The organism is Kitasatospora sp. NPDC059327, assembly GCF_042752535.1.
Taxonomy (GTDB): Bacteria; Actinomycetota; Actinomycetes; order Streptomycetales; family Streptomycetaceae; genus Kitasatospora.
The window spans coordinates 1-14,657 of sequence record NZ_JBHYYB010000078.1 but is presented as its reverse complement, the minus strand read 5'-3'; the positions used below and the strand labels follow the sequence as shown (position 1 = coordinate 14,657).

14 protein-coding genes are annotated in these 14,657 nt (G+C 74.1%); 6 read left to right on the top strand and 8 right to left on the bottom strand.

The window, feature by feature from the left end; translation table 11 throughout:
- Positions 1 to 499: 499 nt before the first annotated feature.
- On the top strand, positions 500 to 1,276 hold the full coding sequence (locus ACFXHB_RS33445; protein WP_380578736.1) for a hypothetical protein: 777 nt from the start codon (positions 500 to 502) through the stop codon (positions 1,274 to 1,276).
- 158 nt (positions 1,277 to 1,434) lie between these two features.
- Here ACFXHB_RS33445 and ACFXHB_RS33440 read toward each other — a convergent pair whose 3' ends face one another.
- The 4 genes from ACFXHB_RS33440 to ACFXHB_RS33425 are packed head-to-tail and all read right to left on the bottom strand — an operon-like array spanning position 1,435 to position 5,106.
- Complete coding sequence (locus tag ACFXHB_RS33440) at positions 1,435 to 2,697, bottom strand: ABC transporter permease (protein ID WP_380578734.1); 1,263 nt, start codon at positions 2,695 to 2,697, stop codon at positions 1,435 to 1,437.
- Positions 2,694 to 3,401, bottom strand: coding sequence for an ABC transporter ATP-binding protein (locus ACFXHB_RS33435; RefSeq protein ID WP_380578732.1), 708 nt, complete (start codon positions 3,399 to 3,401; stop codon positions 2,694 to 2,696). The genes ACFXHB_RS33440 and ACFXHB_RS33435 overlap by 4 nt, the downstream gene beginning before the upstream one ends.
- Positions 3,398 to 4,522: a peptidoglycan-binding protein gene (locus ACFXHB_RS33430; protein ID WP_380578730.1), complete on the bottom strand. Its 1,125-nt coding sequence runs from the start codon at positions 4,520 to 4,522 to the stop codon at positions 3,398 to 3,400. Before ACFXHB_RS33430 ends, ACFXHB_RS33435 begins: the two co-directional genes overlap by 4 nt.
- On the bottom strand, positions 4,519 to 5,106 hold the full coding sequence (locus ACFXHB_RS33425; protein ID WP_380578728.1) for a hypothetical protein: 588 nt from the start codon (positions 5,104 to 5,106) through the stop codon (positions 4,519 to 4,521). The genes ACFXHB_RS33430 and ACFXHB_RS33425 overlap by 4 nt, the downstream gene beginning before the upstream one ends.
- A 128-nt stretch (positions 5,107 to 5,234) precedes the next feature.
- On the opposite strand from ACFXHB_RS33425, the gene ACFXHB_RS33420 reads away from it, so the two are divergent.
- Entirely contained in the window at positions 5,235 to 5,888 is a 654-nt protein-coding gene (locus ACFXHB_RS33420; RefSeq protein WP_380578726.1) for a response regulator transcription factor, read from the top strand.
- Positions 5,885 to 7,123: a sensor histidine kinase gene (locus ACFXHB_RS33415; RefSeq protein WP_380578724.1), complete on the top strand. Its 1,239-nt coding sequence runs from the start codon at positions 5,885 to 5,887 to the stop codon at positions 7,121 to 7,123. Before ACFXHB_RS33420 ends, ACFXHB_RS33415 begins: the two co-directional genes overlap by 4 nt.
- A 210-nt stretch (positions 7,124 to 7,333) precedes the next feature.
- Here ACFXHB_RS33415 and ACFXHB_RS33410 read toward each other — a convergent pair whose 3' ends face one another.
- The 4 genes from ACFXHB_RS33410 to ACFXHB_RS33395 all read right to left on the bottom strand — a co-directional run bounded on the left by ACFXHB_RS33410 (position 7,334) and on the right by ACFXHB_RS33395 (position 9,777).
- Positions 7,334 to 7,897 (bottom strand): dihydrofolate reductase family protein, encoded by a 564-nt coding sequence (locus tag ACFXHB_RS33410; protein WP_380578722.1) that lies wholly within the window; start codon positions 7,895 to 7,897, stop codon positions 7,334 to 7,336.
- A 382-nt stretch (positions 7,898 to 8,279) separates the two neighbouring features.
- Entirely contained in the window at positions 8,280 to 8,723 is a 444-nt protein-coding gene (locus tag ACFXHB_RS33405) for a GyrI-like domain-containing protein (RefSeq protein ID WP_380578720.1), read from the bottom strand.
- A gap of 443 nt (positions 8,724 to 9,166) precedes the next feature.
- Positions 9,167 to 9,538 (bottom strand): fic family toxin-antitoxin system, toxin component, encoded by a 372-nt coding sequence (locus ACFXHB_RS33400; RefSeq protein WP_380578718.1) that lies wholly within the window; start codon positions 9,536 to 9,538, stop codon positions 9,167 to 9,169.
- Positions 9,535 to 9,777, bottom strand: a complete 243-nt coding sequence (locus tag ACFXHB_RS33395; RefSeq protein WP_380578716.1) for a plasmid mobilization protein — start codon at positions 9,775 to 9,777, stop codon at positions 9,535 to 9,537. Before ACFXHB_RS33395 ends, ACFXHB_RS33400 begins: the two co-directional genes overlap by 4 nt.
- Before the next feature lie 1,419 nt (positions 9,778 to 11,196).
- Between ACFXHB_RS33395 and ACFXHB_RS33390 the strand changes: the two genes are divergently transcribed.
- From ACFXHB_RS33390 to ACFXHB_RS33380, 3 genes are all read left to right on the top strand, one after another.
- Complete coding sequence (locus ACFXHB_RS33390; RefSeq protein ID WP_380578714.1) at positions 11,197 to 11,478, top strand: hypothetical protein; 282 nt, start codon at positions 11,197 to 11,199, stop codon at positions 11,476 to 11,478.
- Positions 11,479 to 11,643: 165 nt separating this feature from the next.
- Positions 11,644 to 13,737, top strand: coding sequence for a BTAD domain-containing putative transcriptional regulator (locus tag ACFXHB_RS33385; protein WP_380578712.1), 2,094 nt, complete (start codon positions 11,644 to 11,646; stop codon positions 13,735 to 13,737).
- Between the two features lie 155 nt (positions 13,738 to 13,892).
- Positions 13,893 to 14,558, top strand: a complete 666-nt coding sequence (locus ACFXHB_RS33380) for an O-methyltransferase (RefSeq protein WP_380578710.1) — start codon at positions 13,893 to 13,895, stop codon at positions 14,556 to 14,558.
- Positions 14,559 to 14,657: the final 99 nt, after the last annotated feature.

Genomic DNA, 14,657 nt, shown 5'->3' with positions numbered 1-14,657 from the left:
GTCGTTCGTCGGTGTTGTCTCCACGGATCAGCGGATTCCCACGAAGGGACCCAGGGTGGACGCCGGTGATCGGCGGGCAGGTCGCATCAATGGCGGCGAGTCACTGATCCGGAAACGTGGGATTCCCCATCGAGATTCCACCGACAGCGAGGACGGGCTACGGATGGACGCCCTCAGTCCAGCAGCCGGAAGTGCGAGCCGAAAGGAGGCGCGGCCCCCTGAGGTGTTGCACGCGTTGCACGCTCGCGCCCTTGTGAACACCCCGCGGGGTGGGTCGTCGGACGCCTCGGCGCGGCCGGCGTCCGAGGCGGAAACCAACCGGCCCGCCCTTGGACTGACACCGCCGCGCCGCCCCGATCCCGCCGGCCTCGCTGCTCGACGCGACCACTCGCCGACGACGGGAAATCACGGTCACGAGACTCCTGATTGACGTCCGGGGGCTCGGACCGGCATTGTTCCGATCTGTTCGAACGCATGATCAGCAATTCGATGTCACGGAGTGATCCCGATCCCGCGTACCAAGGTCGCAGTCGTCGCAGCCGGTCTATCGCTGTCCCTGGTCCTCGCCGCCGCTGTGCGGGTCGGTGGCGGCAGGTCGGTGGACGGAGTCGTCGACACGCTGCCCACCGTGACGGCAAGCCCCGGCGAGCGACTGGAATCCATGACCGGGGTGCTGCTCCTGGAGGCGGCGCGAGCCGAGTTCCGCAAGGTGGCGTCGGTCACGATGACGGGCTTCGCCCTGAAGGACGGGCACCGCGCCACCTTCGCCGTGTCGGCCGATCGCGCGGGCCACTGCACGGCCATCACGATCCAGGAGGGGCAGGGCCCCAGCCGGATCCTGCGCGTCCGGGGCGAGACCTTCGTCAAGATGGACCCGCAGGCGTTCGCCGCCGAGTGGGGCGCGGCGACCGCGTCCAGGTTCGGCGGCCGCTGGGTCCGGCTGCCCCCGGGGCAGCTACTGGAGGATGTCGGCGGGTTCTGCGACCTGGCGACGGTCCCCGTGGTCGGCGCCGCGGCCCAGGCCGAGCAGGCGCTGTCCGCCGGGGGGATGTCGGTAGGCGGAAGGAGGGCCGTGAGCTTCCTTGTCGCGGACCCGGACAACCCGCCGTTCCTGGGCTACCTCGCCGCGGAAGGTCCGCCGCGTCCCGTTCGCGTGGAGACGCAGGCCTACGACTTCCAGGTCGACTTCGACGGCTACGACCGGCCCGTTCTCGTGACCGCCCCACCCGCCGACCAGGTCGTCGACCTCGCGGCCCTGACGGCGCAGACCCCGTAGCCACGCCCGGACGAGGGCCCGCCGCAGCCGGTGCACGCGGTGCTGTTCGGCGCGGCCCGTGGCCGTGTCCGGCCGGCCACGGGCCTACCGGTCCTTGGGGCGCCCCCGGCCCGGGCCACCCGCCCCGGGCAGGGGCCGCGGCGGCACCCCGGTGCGGGCTACTCGCCGCGTAGTGCGGTGGTCGGGGGCAGGCGCGCGGCCCGCAGTGCGGGGTAGAGCCCGGCGGCCGCGCCGATCACCACGGCGAGGGCCGGTCCCGCGGTGGCCATTGTCCAGGGGATGACGGCGGGCCAGCCCTGGGCCGTCGCGTAGCCGAGCGCGCCGAGCGCCCCGAACGCCGCGCCCGCCAGGCCGCCGAGCAGGCCCAACAGGACCGCCTCGATGAGGAATTGGGCGGCGATCTGTCCCCGTCGCGCGCCGAGCGCACGGCGCAGACCGACCTCGCCCCGGCGTTCCATCACCCCGACCACCATGGTGTTGGCGATCCCGACCCCGCCGACCAGCAGGGAGACGCCCGCCAGGGCGAGGATCAGCCCGTTCATCCCGTTCTTGGCGGCGCTGCGGGCCTTGGCCAGGTCGGCCGGGCGGGAGACCGTGACCTGGCTGGGCGCGGCCGGGTTCGCGGTCGGGCCGATCACGCGCTCGACGGCGGCCAGTTGGTCCGGGTCGGCGCGGAGGTAGACGTTCGCGGCGGTGCCGTCCGAACCGAGTCGGCCGGTGGCCTGCTCCCAGCTCACCAGCGCCGAGTTGTCGATCTCGGGTGCCAGCTCGTCGGCCCGCAGGATGCCGATCACGCCGTACCAGTGGCCGCCGATCCAGACCCGCCCGCCGGGGCGGTCGATGCCGAGGACCTGGGCCGCGTCGTGCCCGAGTACGGTGAGCGGCAGTTCGCCGGCGCCGGCGTCGAACCAGCGTCCCGCAGCCAGCTCGCCGTGCAGGGTGTCGAGCAGGTTGGGCTGGGCGCCGAAGACCTTCAGACTGCCGTTCTGGCCGGCCGGTACCAGGTCGGTGCGGTACACGTTCGCCTTGGTCCCGGTGACGGCGGTGACCTGGGAGACCGGGCCGATCCGGCCCAGCATCGCGGCCGCCTCCTTGGGGAGCGCGACGACGTTCCCGGTGAGGTCCTTGCCCGGGGCGGCGGTGAGCATGTTGCTGCCCAGCTGGTCGAGCCGGGAGAGCAGGTGGGCCTGGCTGGAGGCGGAGACACCGGTGACGGCGATCAGCGCCGCGATGCCCAGCGCGATGCCGAGTGCGCAGAGCGCGGAGCGCAGCTTGCGGGTGCGCGGCCCGAGCAGGCCGAGGCCCAGGAGATCGGAGGGCGCCAGCCGACGCGGTGTGGGGACGCCCCCGGGCCCGGGGGCGGGGGCGCTCCCGGCTCCGGCTCCGCCCCTCGTTCCGGCCTCGGTCATGGGCGTGCTCACAGGCACCCCCCGGCCTCGGGGGCGGCACTGTCGAACGCGATCCGCCCGTCCCGGATGCCCACCTGGCGCGGCAGCGAACGAGCCAGCTCCTGATCGTGGGTGATCACCACCACCGTCGTCCCGTTCGCGTTCAACTCCCTCAGCAAATCCACGACTTCGCTGCCTGTGACGCTGTCGAGCGCGCCGGTCGGCTCGTCCGCGAGCAGCAGCGCGGGCCGGCCGACCACCGCGCGGGCGATCGCGACACGCTGCTGCTCGCCGCCGGAGAGCTGGTGCGGCTTGTGGTCCAGGCGGTGGCCGAGGCCGACCAGCCGCAGCGCCTGCGCCGCGCGCTCCAGCCGCTCGGCGCGGCCCACCCCGCTGTACAGCAGGCCGGTGGCCACGTTGGTCACCGCGCTGATGCCCGCCAGCAGGAAGAACTGCTGGAAGACGAAGCCGATCCGTTCGGCCCGCAGCGCGGAGAGCCGGGCCTCGGAGAGGGCGGCGACGTCCTGCCCCTCGAAGCGCAGCGAACCGGCGGTCGGGCGGTCCAGGGTGCCGATCAGCGAGAGCATCGTGCTCTTGCCCGAGCCGGACGGGCCGACCAGGGCCACCAGTTCACCGTGGTCGACGGTCAGGTCGATGCCGTGCAGGATCCGCAGCGGCGCGCCTTGAGCGCCGAACTCCTTCACCACACCGGTCAGTTCGAGGACGGGCGCGCTCACTGCGGGATCACCACCTGGTCGCCCTCACGGACGTCGCCGGAGGTGAGCTGGACCTTGCCGTCGGCGACCAGACCGATCTTCACCGGCACCAGCCTGGTCTTCCCGCCACCGTCGGCGACCTGCACGCCGTACCCGCCCTCGGCGAGCGCGAGCAGCGCCGTGACCGGGACGGTGAGCACGTCGTCGGCCTTGCGGTCCTCGACGGTCAGCGTGACGTCCCGGGGGCCGGCCTTCCGGGCGGCCGTCTGGTCCTGGAGGGTGACCACCAGCGTCGCCCCCTTCGGCTGCCCGGCGCCCCCGTCCCCGCCGGCACCACCGGACCCGCCCGCGTTGGCGGACCCGCCGCGCTGGATGCCCTGGACCTTGCCCTGCTCGGTCGAGCCGTCCGAGAACCGGACGGTGATGGCCGCACCGGGCGCCAGCCGCGACAGCTGGTCCTCCTTGAGCGAGGCGGTGGCCACCAGGTCGGTGCCCGTGGTCTTGAGCACCACCGTGCTGCCCGCCGCGAGCCGCGCGCCGAGGGTGGTACCGGCCGCGTCGATCCGGACCTGCCGCTGGGGCAGCACGATGACGCTGCCGAGCTCCAGGGTGCCGGTCTGCGGCACGCCGAGCTGCTTCTGCCACCGTTTGATCGCGGTGGCCGTGGCATCGGTGAACCGGTCGTTCACGCTCAGACCGAGGTCCTTGGCGTACCCGAGGTCGACCAGGTTCTGCTGCACCTCCTCGACGTCCGGCCCCCGTACGCCGGGCCCGACGGCCCGCCAGAGCGGCCGGGCGCCCGTGAACAGCGGCACCCGCACCCCGTTGACCTCGTACAGCCAGTCACCCCGGGACACCGTGTCCCCGGGCTTGCGGACATCGGTGAGCACCCCGGTGCCCGGCGCCAGGACATCGGTCGGGTCGCCGTACCCGAGACGCCCGACCAGGTTCAGGCCGGCGGCGAGCGAGCCCCGCTGGACCACGGCGGTCGCGTTCGGGTGATCGGAGGCGGTGGACACCTCCCCGTCCCGCCAGGGCTGCGTCACACCGACCGTCCCCACCGCCGCGACCACCACGGCCACGGCGGCCCACCGGCCCACCCGCCCGCGCTTCGCCCTCTCCTTCGTCCCGAACCCGCTCACTTGACCACCTCGGTGCGGTAGCCGCCGGTGATCTGGTTCATCAGATCCCCGCACTTGGGCATCGCGACCTCCCAGTTCGGGCCGGCGGGGGTCCTGATCACGACCGCGCCCCCGTCCAGCTCCGGGTCCGGCATGTCGGGCAGGCCGTTCTTGCGCATGCAGGCCGCGAACTTCCGGGCGGCGTCCAGGTCCTTCTTGCCCTGGTCCGCGCGCAGGCGCTGCGCCAACTGGTGGTACTCGGGCACCTGCTTGTCGCAGTGGCCGCTCGCCCTGGTCACCAGGTCCGCGCCCGCCGCGCCGCCGTCCCCCACGCCCGTCGCCGGTATGCCGACACCCTGGTCGGTCACCTCCACGCCCTGCACGCCCTGGTCCCGCAGGCAGCTCGCGTACTTCTGCATCACCTGCCGCTGGTCGCCCGTGGCGTTCGAGGCGCCACCGGCGCCGGCGCCGGCGACCTTCGAACCGCCACCGTCGCCGCCGCAGCTCACGAGCCCGAGCAGCGCCGCGCCCACCACGGCCGTCAGCGCCGCCCCGCGTGCCACGGCTGTCAACGCCGCCCTGCGCACCCCGCCGTACCCCGTCATCACCGGTTCCTCTCCGCGCCCGGGACGCTCCCGGGTGCTTCGGACACCAGAGCTACCAAGACCGCGGTTGCGCGCCGGTTGGCCCACGCCCAACCGAATGCCAACCACCCGGTCGGGAGAATGGCCACATGCACGTACTGGTGGTGGACGACGAACGGGAACTCGCCGACATGATCGCCGAGGGGCTGCGCGGTGAGGGCATGGACGCGGACACCGCGTACGACGGCGCCCGGGCGCTGGAGCTGGCCGCCACCCGGCCGGTGGACGTGATGGTGCTGGACCGCGACCTGCCGGTGCTCAGCGGCGACGCCGTGTGCCGCAGCCTGCGGGCCCAGGGCAGCCCGGTCCGGGTGCTGATGCTCACCGCCGCCGGCACGGTGGCCGACCTGGTGGACGGCTTCGCGCTCGGCGCCGACGACTACCTGGCCAAGCCGTTCTCCTACCTGGAGCTGGTCAGCCGGGTCCAGGCGCTCGGCCGGCGCGGCGGGTCCGGCGCGCCGACCGTGCTGGAGCGCCACGGCGTCCGGCTGGACACCACCCGCCGGATCGTCGAACGGGACGGGCGACCGCTGCGGCTCACCCTCAAGGAGTACGGCGTGCTGGAGGCCCTGCTGGCGGCGGACGGCGGGGTGGTCTCACCCCAGGCACTGATCGAACAGGTCTGGGACCCGCACCAGCCCCCCTCCGGCACGGCGGTCAAGGTCACCGTCCACCAGCTGCGCCGCAAACTCGGCGATCCGCCGCTGATCGAGACCGTGCCCAAGTTCGGCTACCGCCTGTGAAGCGCGGACTGCCGTTCGTCAAGCGCCGCCTGCCGTTCGTCAAGCGCCGGCGTCCGCTCGTCAAGCGCCGGCTGACCATCCGCACCAGGCTGGCGCTGCTGCACGGGCTGCTGTTCCTGACCGTCGGCAGCCTGCTGCTGGCGCTCGACTGGGTGACGGTCCGGCACGCGATCACCGAGCACCGCGACCTGGTGATGCCGGCCACCGAGCTGCTCCCGGCTCTGCCCGGGCCCGCCGCCGGTCCCTTCGACGCGCCCGTGCAGGCCGTCGCCACCACCCCGGCCCAGTTCACCGACTTCCGCAGCTCCGTGCTCACCGAGCTGCTCCTGCGGTCGGCCCTGATCCTGGCGGGCCTCACCGTGCTCTCCGCCGCCCTCGGCTGGTGGACGGCCGGCCGCTACCTGGCCCGCCTCGGCGAGGTCACCGCCGCGGCCCGCCGGATCGGCGACCGGAACCTCCACGACCGGCTGGCCCTCACCGGCCCGCGCGACGAGATCACCGAACTCGCCGACACCTTCGACCACATGCTCGACCGGCTGGAGCGCGCGTTCACCGCCCAACGCCAGTTCACCGCCCACGCCTCGCACGAGCTGCGCACGCCGCTGACCCTGCAACGTACCGCGCTCGAAGTCCCTCTCGCCCAGGGCAAGGTCCCGGACACCCTCGCCCCGGCCCTCCACCGCGCCCTCGCCGCGAACGCCCGCAGCGAGGCCCTGCTGGCCGCCCTGCTCGCCCTCGCCCAGGGCGAGAGCGGTTCCCTCGACCCGCGCCCGACCGACCTGGCCGACCTGGCGGCGCAGGCCGCTGCCGCCATCGGCACCGAGGCCGAGGCCGCCGGTCTCACCCTCATCACGCGCCTCGACCCCGCCCCCACCACCGGCGACCCGGCGCTGCTGGCCCAGCTGACCACCAACCTCCTCGCCAACGCGGCCCGCTACAACCACCCCGGCGGCCGGATCTCCCTCACCACCGGCCACGACTCCGGACCCGGCCACGGCACCGATGCCGCCCACGCCTGGCTGCGCGTCCGCAACACCGGCCCCGTCGTCCCGCCCGAACTCCTCCCCACCCTCTTCGAACCGTTCCGCCGCGCCGACCCGACCGGCCCCCGGGGCTCCGGTCTCGGCCTCGCCGTGGTCCGCTCCGTCACCGAGGCCCACCGCGGCCACATCGAGGTGACGGCCCCGCCCACCGGCGGCCTCGACCTCCTGATCGAACTCCCCACCCCACCGTGACCGGGCCGTTCACTCCGGGCGGGTCGGGGTGACTCGCGCGAGCGCCCGCGGTCCGCGAGGGGGGTCGTGAGGGGAGGTTCGTGAGCTGGGGGCCGTCGAGACCTCGCCGTGCGGGGCTTCACCCGGGCGGGTGGCCCGGGCGGCGGTCCGGATCCGGGACACCCGCGGGGGCACCCGCGGGGTGTGTGGCGCGGACCTCCTGACGGGGGTTCAGCGCCTCGTCTCGTACCTGGTCAGGATCACGCCGCCGGGAAGCGTCCGGGTCTCCACCAGCTTGAGGTTCACCCAGGTGTCCAGCGCGGTGAAGAACGGCGTGCCGCCGCCCACCAGGACGGGCGCGGTCGCCAGCAGGTACTCGTCGATCAGCCCGGCCCGCATGGCCGCCCCGGCGAGCGTCGCGCCGCCGATGTCCATCGCGCCGCCGTCCTCGGCCTTGAGCCGGGTGATCTCGGTGACCGCGTCGCCGGTGACGAGGCGGGTGTTCCAGTCGACGGTGTCGACCGTCGAGGAGAACACCACTTTCGCCATGTCCCGCCAGCGGCGCGCGAACTCGATCTCGGCCGGGGTGGCGTCGGGCCGCTGGTCGCCGGTCGGCCAGTAGGAGCTCATCGTGTGCCACAGCTTGCGCCCGTACAGCGACAGGTCGGTCGCCCGCAGCTGGTCGGACCAGAACTGGAACAGTTCGTCGCTCGGTACGCTCCAGCCGATGTCGTCGCCGGGCGCGGCGATGTAGCCGTCCAGGCTCACGTTCATGCCGTAGATCAGTTTCCTCATGGGGCCAGCCTTCCGTGAATCGGTGTCACACGTACGGACCGACGCGGGGCTGACGGCCGGGGAAATCCGCCGAACCCCCGGTACGGTGCGCTCTCCCTGCGGCACCGATGCGGAAGAAGGGGGACCGTGAGGTGAGGAACATCGTCTCGGGGCACGCCGGCGGCGTCGTGCGGGCGGGCGAGGTACGGGGCGTCGACCTTACCCACGTCGGCGTGGACGCGGACGACGCGACGACCCGGGCGGCCCGCCACTGCCCCGCGCTGCCGAGGGGCGGTCGCGGCTGGGGTGCGGCATCTGCGGCCTGTGCGGCGGTGCACCCATGCCGGACAGCCGGACGTCGGCACGTGCTGCGCGCGTCCCCGTCCTGTGACCGCGACCGTGGTCACAGGACGGGGACGCAGATCTCGCAGAGGTGCCGAGCCAGCAGCCGGGGCCGGTAGCGTTCGAGAACGGGCCGGGTGGTGTCGAAGGTGAGGTTCTGGGCCGCGAGGCCGGTGAAAAGGCCTGCCCAGGCGTGTGCGAGGCCCTCGGCGGTGTGTGCGGTGGTGAGGACGGCGTGGCGGCCGCCGGTGAGGTTGCCCTCCAGGACCTCGGGGTGACGGACCGCCGTGTCGTCGGGCAGGACCAGGCAGGTGTCGTAGCGGAGGTCGCGGGGCGGCGTGCGGCCGGGGTCGTCGCGGGCGATGCCCAGGATGGCGGAGTCGGCGCGCAGCAGGCTGTTCTCGGCGGCCCAGGATTTGATCCGTTCCATCTGGATTCCGTTCTCCGCCCCGTACGGACCGGTTCGCCTCAGATAGGCGATGCGGGATTCGGGTATTTCTTCCATGGTGAACACGTATTCCTCCTCTGCTCGGATGTGGCAGCGGCGGCAACGGTAGCAAGGTATAAATCCCCTTTCAGCATTTTGAAAGGGGGAAAGCGGGCGGGGTCGGGCTGTGCCGTGGCGACGTCACCGGCCTGCACGTCGACGCCCGGGGCGCCGGGCGGCGGATCCGACGCGGTCCTCGACGGCGGGTCGGCCGGATCGGTCGGCGGCGGGGGACCGGCGTTCTCGCCGGCCACCGGGCGGTGATGGCGCTCAGGAGGGTACTGCGCGGCGGCCGGACGACCCGCGGGGCCGGTCGATCCTCGGCGTTGACCGCCGCCGCCCCGGAGGCGAGGAGGCCCGGGGCGTCATGGCGCACGTCGACGGGTCCCCCCCAGGGCGCGGACCGGCTCCAGCGGCCGGTCCGCGCCGGCCCGTCCTGGTGGTCGGCGCGTGTCCGTTCGTCAGCGGTACCAGGTGCGGATGGCGGTGGCGGTCTCCCGGACATCGGCCTGTCCGTCGCGGATCCGGCCGGCGAGTTCGACGGCCTGTTTCGGTTCGGCGGTGACGATCACGCCGGAGCCGGCGAGGTAGGAGGCGGCGACGACCGCGGCGAACTGCTCGTTGGCGAACTCAAGGGCGGGTACGCGGATCAGCTGGTGCATGAGTGCCGCGGCCCGCTGGTGGACGGCGCCGTAGACGGGTACGTCCATGACCTCGTCGAGATGCCGGGCGACCGCCGCGGCGAGGGTGCCGTAGTCGGTGATGTCGGGGTCGGCGGGGAGGAACTGGTGGGCGATGTCCAGCAGCCAGGCCCGGTCGACGCGCAGGATCACGCGGCGTCCGCCGCGTCGTCGCGCCCGCTGTGCGGGTAGGGGCCGAACTCCGCCTCGAAGGCCGGCGCCCACGCCTGGGAGAAGTGCGCGGCCGCGGTCAGGAAGCGCTCCCGGCGCTCGTCGGCCTCCTCGGCGAGGACCTTTCGGGCGTAGTCCGGCAGGGACATGCCGGCGGCTTCCGCGCGCTGTTCCAGCGCCTCGTGCGCCTCGTCGTCCAACCTCACGTTCAGCTGTTTCATGACCGCAGCGTAGCGGTCCCTACAGTCCGCTACAACTGCCCCGGGGGCGGGGCCCTCGGGGCTCTCGCCCCCATCCGGGACGAGACGGTCGGTCCGGTCGGCCCACGAGCCGTCCCGCCCCGGGAGCGGTCCCGTCACCGCGTCGGTGGCCGGGCGCGGCCGGCCCGGCCGGGAATCGCGGACTCGGTCGCCGCCCGGCCCGCGGGGTTCAGTCCTCCGAGGCGAGCGCGACTCGCCGGATTCTCGCGCTCGCGGCGTGGCGGTGTGCTCGCCGGGGCCAACGTCACCCTGTTCGCCGCGACTCCGAGCCCGCGGGCCGCGGGTTGCGGCGGCGAAGGGCCGGGCGAGGTCGGCGGGGTGGGAGCGGGGCGTCCCGGCGTGGTGGGCCGCGTCGGAGGCGCCGGGCGGCAGTCGGATCTCATGCGGAGCCGGGCGTGGTCGACGATTTCGGGGGAGTCGGACCGGCCGATTTGTGGCGAGACGGTGCGGATACTTACGGCCCTTTGCTGCGGCTTTCCGGAGACGCCCGCGAAGGCTTCGTTGCGTGCAGATGATAACGACTTGATAACGCAGCGGGATGAAAGCTCTGGGAGCCCATCTCTAAGACGTGCCAGGCTCGGTCGGGGGCGATGGTTTCGAGAGCGGGGAGGGGTGCCACGATGTGGGAAGCATGCTCCGTGGGCAGGTCGCCGGTGTCGACTCTGCACGAATTCTTGGTGTCGGAATGGGGCACCCGCGAAACGGCGGCCACCCGGTCGCGGCGCGTCGGGTCGCGCTGGGCCTCGGCCGACCGGAGCAACGAGTTCTCCAGAGCTCTCGGTAGAGGGGAGGCGCGGCGTCACGGATTGGGGGCGCGGTGACTGACCTCGCTTCGCCGGGGCCGGTCGACTGCCGGGGACCCGTGCGCCACCGGCCGGGCGGCCACGACGGCACGGCAGACCGACGTGGCGTGAAGGACCACCGCGGTCCGACCGACCTGGGCGGGACAGCGGGACGGCCACCGCCGGGTCGGGGCTCGCCCGGTGACCGGGTGCGGCGCCGCGAGTCGATCACCTGCCGGGCGGTGGGGTCGTACGCGGTACCGGAGGCGCCTCCGCCCGGCCTCCCCGGAGCGGAGTTCGCCGGCGGCATCGAGGGGAAGGCGATGCTCGCCCGGTTGGGGTGTGGAGTCACGCCTCCGGCAGCCCGCCTGTTCCCGCGCCGGCTCACCGATCGTCGGGAGCCGGCCGCGCACCCTCGGCAAGGCGGCCGGCAGGGGATCGCGCAACCCCCGGCCGGATGCGAGTACCTGCCGGCGGTGAGGATCCGGATCGCGGCGCCCGAACGCGCGTGTCGACGCCGCGGAGCCGCGGCATCCCTCCCCTCGGCGGACGTCCGGGCCCCGGCGGGATGCCCGGAGGAACCGGTGCGGAGGGTCCCGTGCCGGTTCGGAAGAAGCACCGGGTGGGCCGGTCGGCCGAGGTCGTCCCCGCCTTCGGGGAGGCGTTCGGCGAGGACGCCGCCGATGCCGGAGCCTGCGGCGGTGTGCGCACCGGCACTCGGAACTCCACGATCCGGGATCCGGCCGGTGCGGCCGGTGCGGCCGACCGCACGGTGCTCGACCGCCCGTGCGTCCTGATGGACACCCCGCTCGTCGATTCCGACGAACTCGCCCCGCTGCCCAGGAGTTCGGGCCCGCCGCCCGCGCGCCGCCCGTCGTGACCCTGCGGACCGACCCGTAGGACGACGAGCGGGGAGGAAGGCTGTCCGCGGCCTGCTCGGCAGGCCTGATCCATCGCTCTGTTGTGCCGTCATGAATCGAGGCTGTCTGTGCAGTTCGGTATACTCGGCCCCCTGTCCGTCCGGGTGGACGGAGGGGATCGTGAGGTGCCCGCCCCCCGCCAGAGGGTCGTGCTCGCCCTGCTCCTGATCAATGCCAACCGCGTGGTGTCGGTGGACCGGATCGCCGCGGCGGTCTGGGACGGCGGCCGGCCGCCGAGCGCCGCGGCCACCGTCCGCACCTACGTGATGAGGCTCCGCCAGGCCCTCGGCCACCAGGCCGGCAGGCGGATCCTCACCAGGGCCCCCGGCTACCAGATCGAGCTGGGCGAGGACGAGACCGACCTCGGACGCTTCGCCGCCCACCGCGCGCGGGCCGCCGCCCACCTCCGGGCCGGTGAGCTGGAACCGGCCTCGGCGGAGTACTCCGCCGCACTGGAGTTGTGGCGCGGGGAACCACTGGTCGACATCCACTCCCGCGCCCTGCGCGAGGTGGAGGGCCGGTACCTGCACGAATTACGGCTGCAGACCGTGGAATCACGGCTGGACGTCGACCTCGCCCTCGGGCGGCACGCCGAGATCATGCCCGAGCTGTGGCGCGAGGTCCAGGAGAGCCCGCTGCGCGAGGCCCTCGTCAGCAGGCTGATGCTGGCGCTGTTCCGGGCCGGTCGGCAGTCCGAGGCGCTCGCCCTGTTCCAGCTGACCCGCACAACGCTGATCGACCAGCTCGGCGCCGAACCCGGCCCGGAGTTACGGGAGATGCAGCGCCGCATCCTGGCCGCCGACGACCCCGCCGCCAGCGCCGCCCCGAAGGCCGACCCCGTCGGGCCGGAGCCGCGGCACCCCGGCCCGCGCCCCGACCCGCACTCCGGCGGCCCGCGCCGGCCCCGCCCCGCCCAACTGCCCGCCGGCCCACCAGAACTGGTCGGCCGGAGCACCGAGGAACGCGAACTCGCCCGCCGGCTGCTGGCCGAGTTACCGACCGGCGCGACCGCCGCCGTCACCGTGATCACCGGCAGCGGCGGCATCGGCAAGAGCGTGCTCGCCCTCCGGGTCGCGCACGGTGTCCGGGACCGGTTCGGCCACGGGCAGCTCTACGCCGACCTCGGCGGCACCGAGAATCCCGCCGAGCCCGGCGAGGTGCTCGCCCGCTTCCTGACCGACCTCGGGGTGCCCGCCGAGACGATCCCCGCCGACCCGGACCAGGCCGCCCTGCTGTACCGCTCGCTCACCGCCGACCGCCGGGTCCTGGTGGTGCTCGACGACGCACGCGGTGCGGCGCAGGTCCGGCCGCTGCTCCCCGGTGGCCAGGCCGGCCGGGTGATCGTCACCAGCCGCGACCGGCTCGCCGACCTGGACGGCGCCCACACCGTCATCCTCCAACCCCTGGACGAACCCGCCGCCCTGGAACTGCTCGGCTCGATCGTCGGCCGCCGGTGCGTCGAGGCCGAGCCGCACGCCGCCCGCGCCGTGGTCCGGCGGTGCTCGGGCCTCCCACTCGCCGTCCGCATCGTCGGAGCCCGCTACCTGAGCCGCCCGCACTGGGACCTCGGCCGGCTCGCCGCCCGGCTGGCCCGCTCCGCCCGCCTGCTCGACGAACTGCGGGTCGGCGACCTCGGGGTCCGGATCGGCCTGGAACGCGACTACCGGCGCCTGCAGTGCGACGCCGTGCGGACGCCGTCCCTGCCCGACCCGGCCGCCGCCTTCCGGATGCTGGGCGCCGTCGGGGCCGAGCACACCGACGCCGGTATCGCCGCCGTCCTGCTGGACTGCCAGGTCGACACGGCGGAAGCCGTCCTGGAGATCCTCGCCGACGCCCACCTGCTGCACGCCAGCGGCTGCGGCCGCTACCGTCTCGACAACCTGCTGCGCGCCTACGCGAGGGAGCGGGCCGAGGCGGAGGACCCGCCCGAGTGCCGTGCCGAGACACTGCGCCGGCTGCTCACCTGCTACCTGCGGATGGCCGAGGACAAGCTCGCCCGGTCCGCCGGCCACGGCGCCGCGGGCCCGGTCCGGGGCCCGGTCTTCGGCCCCTGGGCGCCCGCCCCCTCCTGCCATCCGAACGCCGAGGACTGGTGGCGCACCGAGCAGGCCAACCTGAGGTCCGCGCTGGACCTGGCCGCCACCGCCGGACTCGGCCCGGTCGGCCACCGGCTCCGCTCGGTGCTCGGGCGGACGTCGGCGTCTCTTCAGTGGGCGTAGCCCCTGCGGGTCCCTCTCGCTCCGCACCCGCGGAACCCGCGGAACCCACCGCGTCCGCGGACCTGACCGAAGCCACCCAAGCCACCGCACGCACCGCACCCACCGCACCCACCGCACCGCGTCCGGACCAGGACGCGCACCCGACAAGGAGTCCCATGGCCCAGCAGGTGACAACCACGCAGCGACTGCTCGACTACATCAGGGGGACCTCACTGCGGGACGACGAGTTGCTCGCCGAGCTGCGCGCCGAGACCGCCGCCCTGCCGGCCGGCGAGGCGATGCAGGTGATGGCAGAGGAGGGGCAACTGCTGGCACTGCTGGTGGGGTTGACCGGCGCGCGGTCGGTCCTGGAGATCGGCACGTTCACGGGGTACAGCACGCTCTGCATGGCCCGCGCCCTGCCGCCCGGCGGGGAGCTGGTGACCTGTGACCTCACCGACCGCTGGCCCGCGATCGGCGCGGGGTACTGGGCGCGGGCCGGGGTGGCGGACCGGATCGCGGTGCGGATCGGCGACGCGGTGAAGACCCTGGCGGAGCTGACGGCGGAGCGCGGACCGGAGTCCTTCGACTTCGTCTTCGTCGATGCCGACAAGGCCAACTACCCGCGCTACTACGAGGAATCGCTCGCCCTGCTGCGGCCGGGCGGCCTGCTGGTGGTGGACAACACGCTGTTCTTCGGCCGGGCGGCGGACCCGGACATGCAGGACCCGGACACCGCGGGCGTCCGCGAACTGAATGCCGCGCTGCACACCGATGACCGGGTGGACATCTCCCTGCTGACCGTGGCCGACGGCATCACGCTGGTCCGCAAGCGGCCCTGACACCGGAACCGGGCGGGGGGCGCGCGGGCCCGGCGGGGGGGGCCGGCGCCCCCCCCCCCCCCCCCCCCGCCCCCCCCCCCCCCCCCCCCCCCCCCCGCG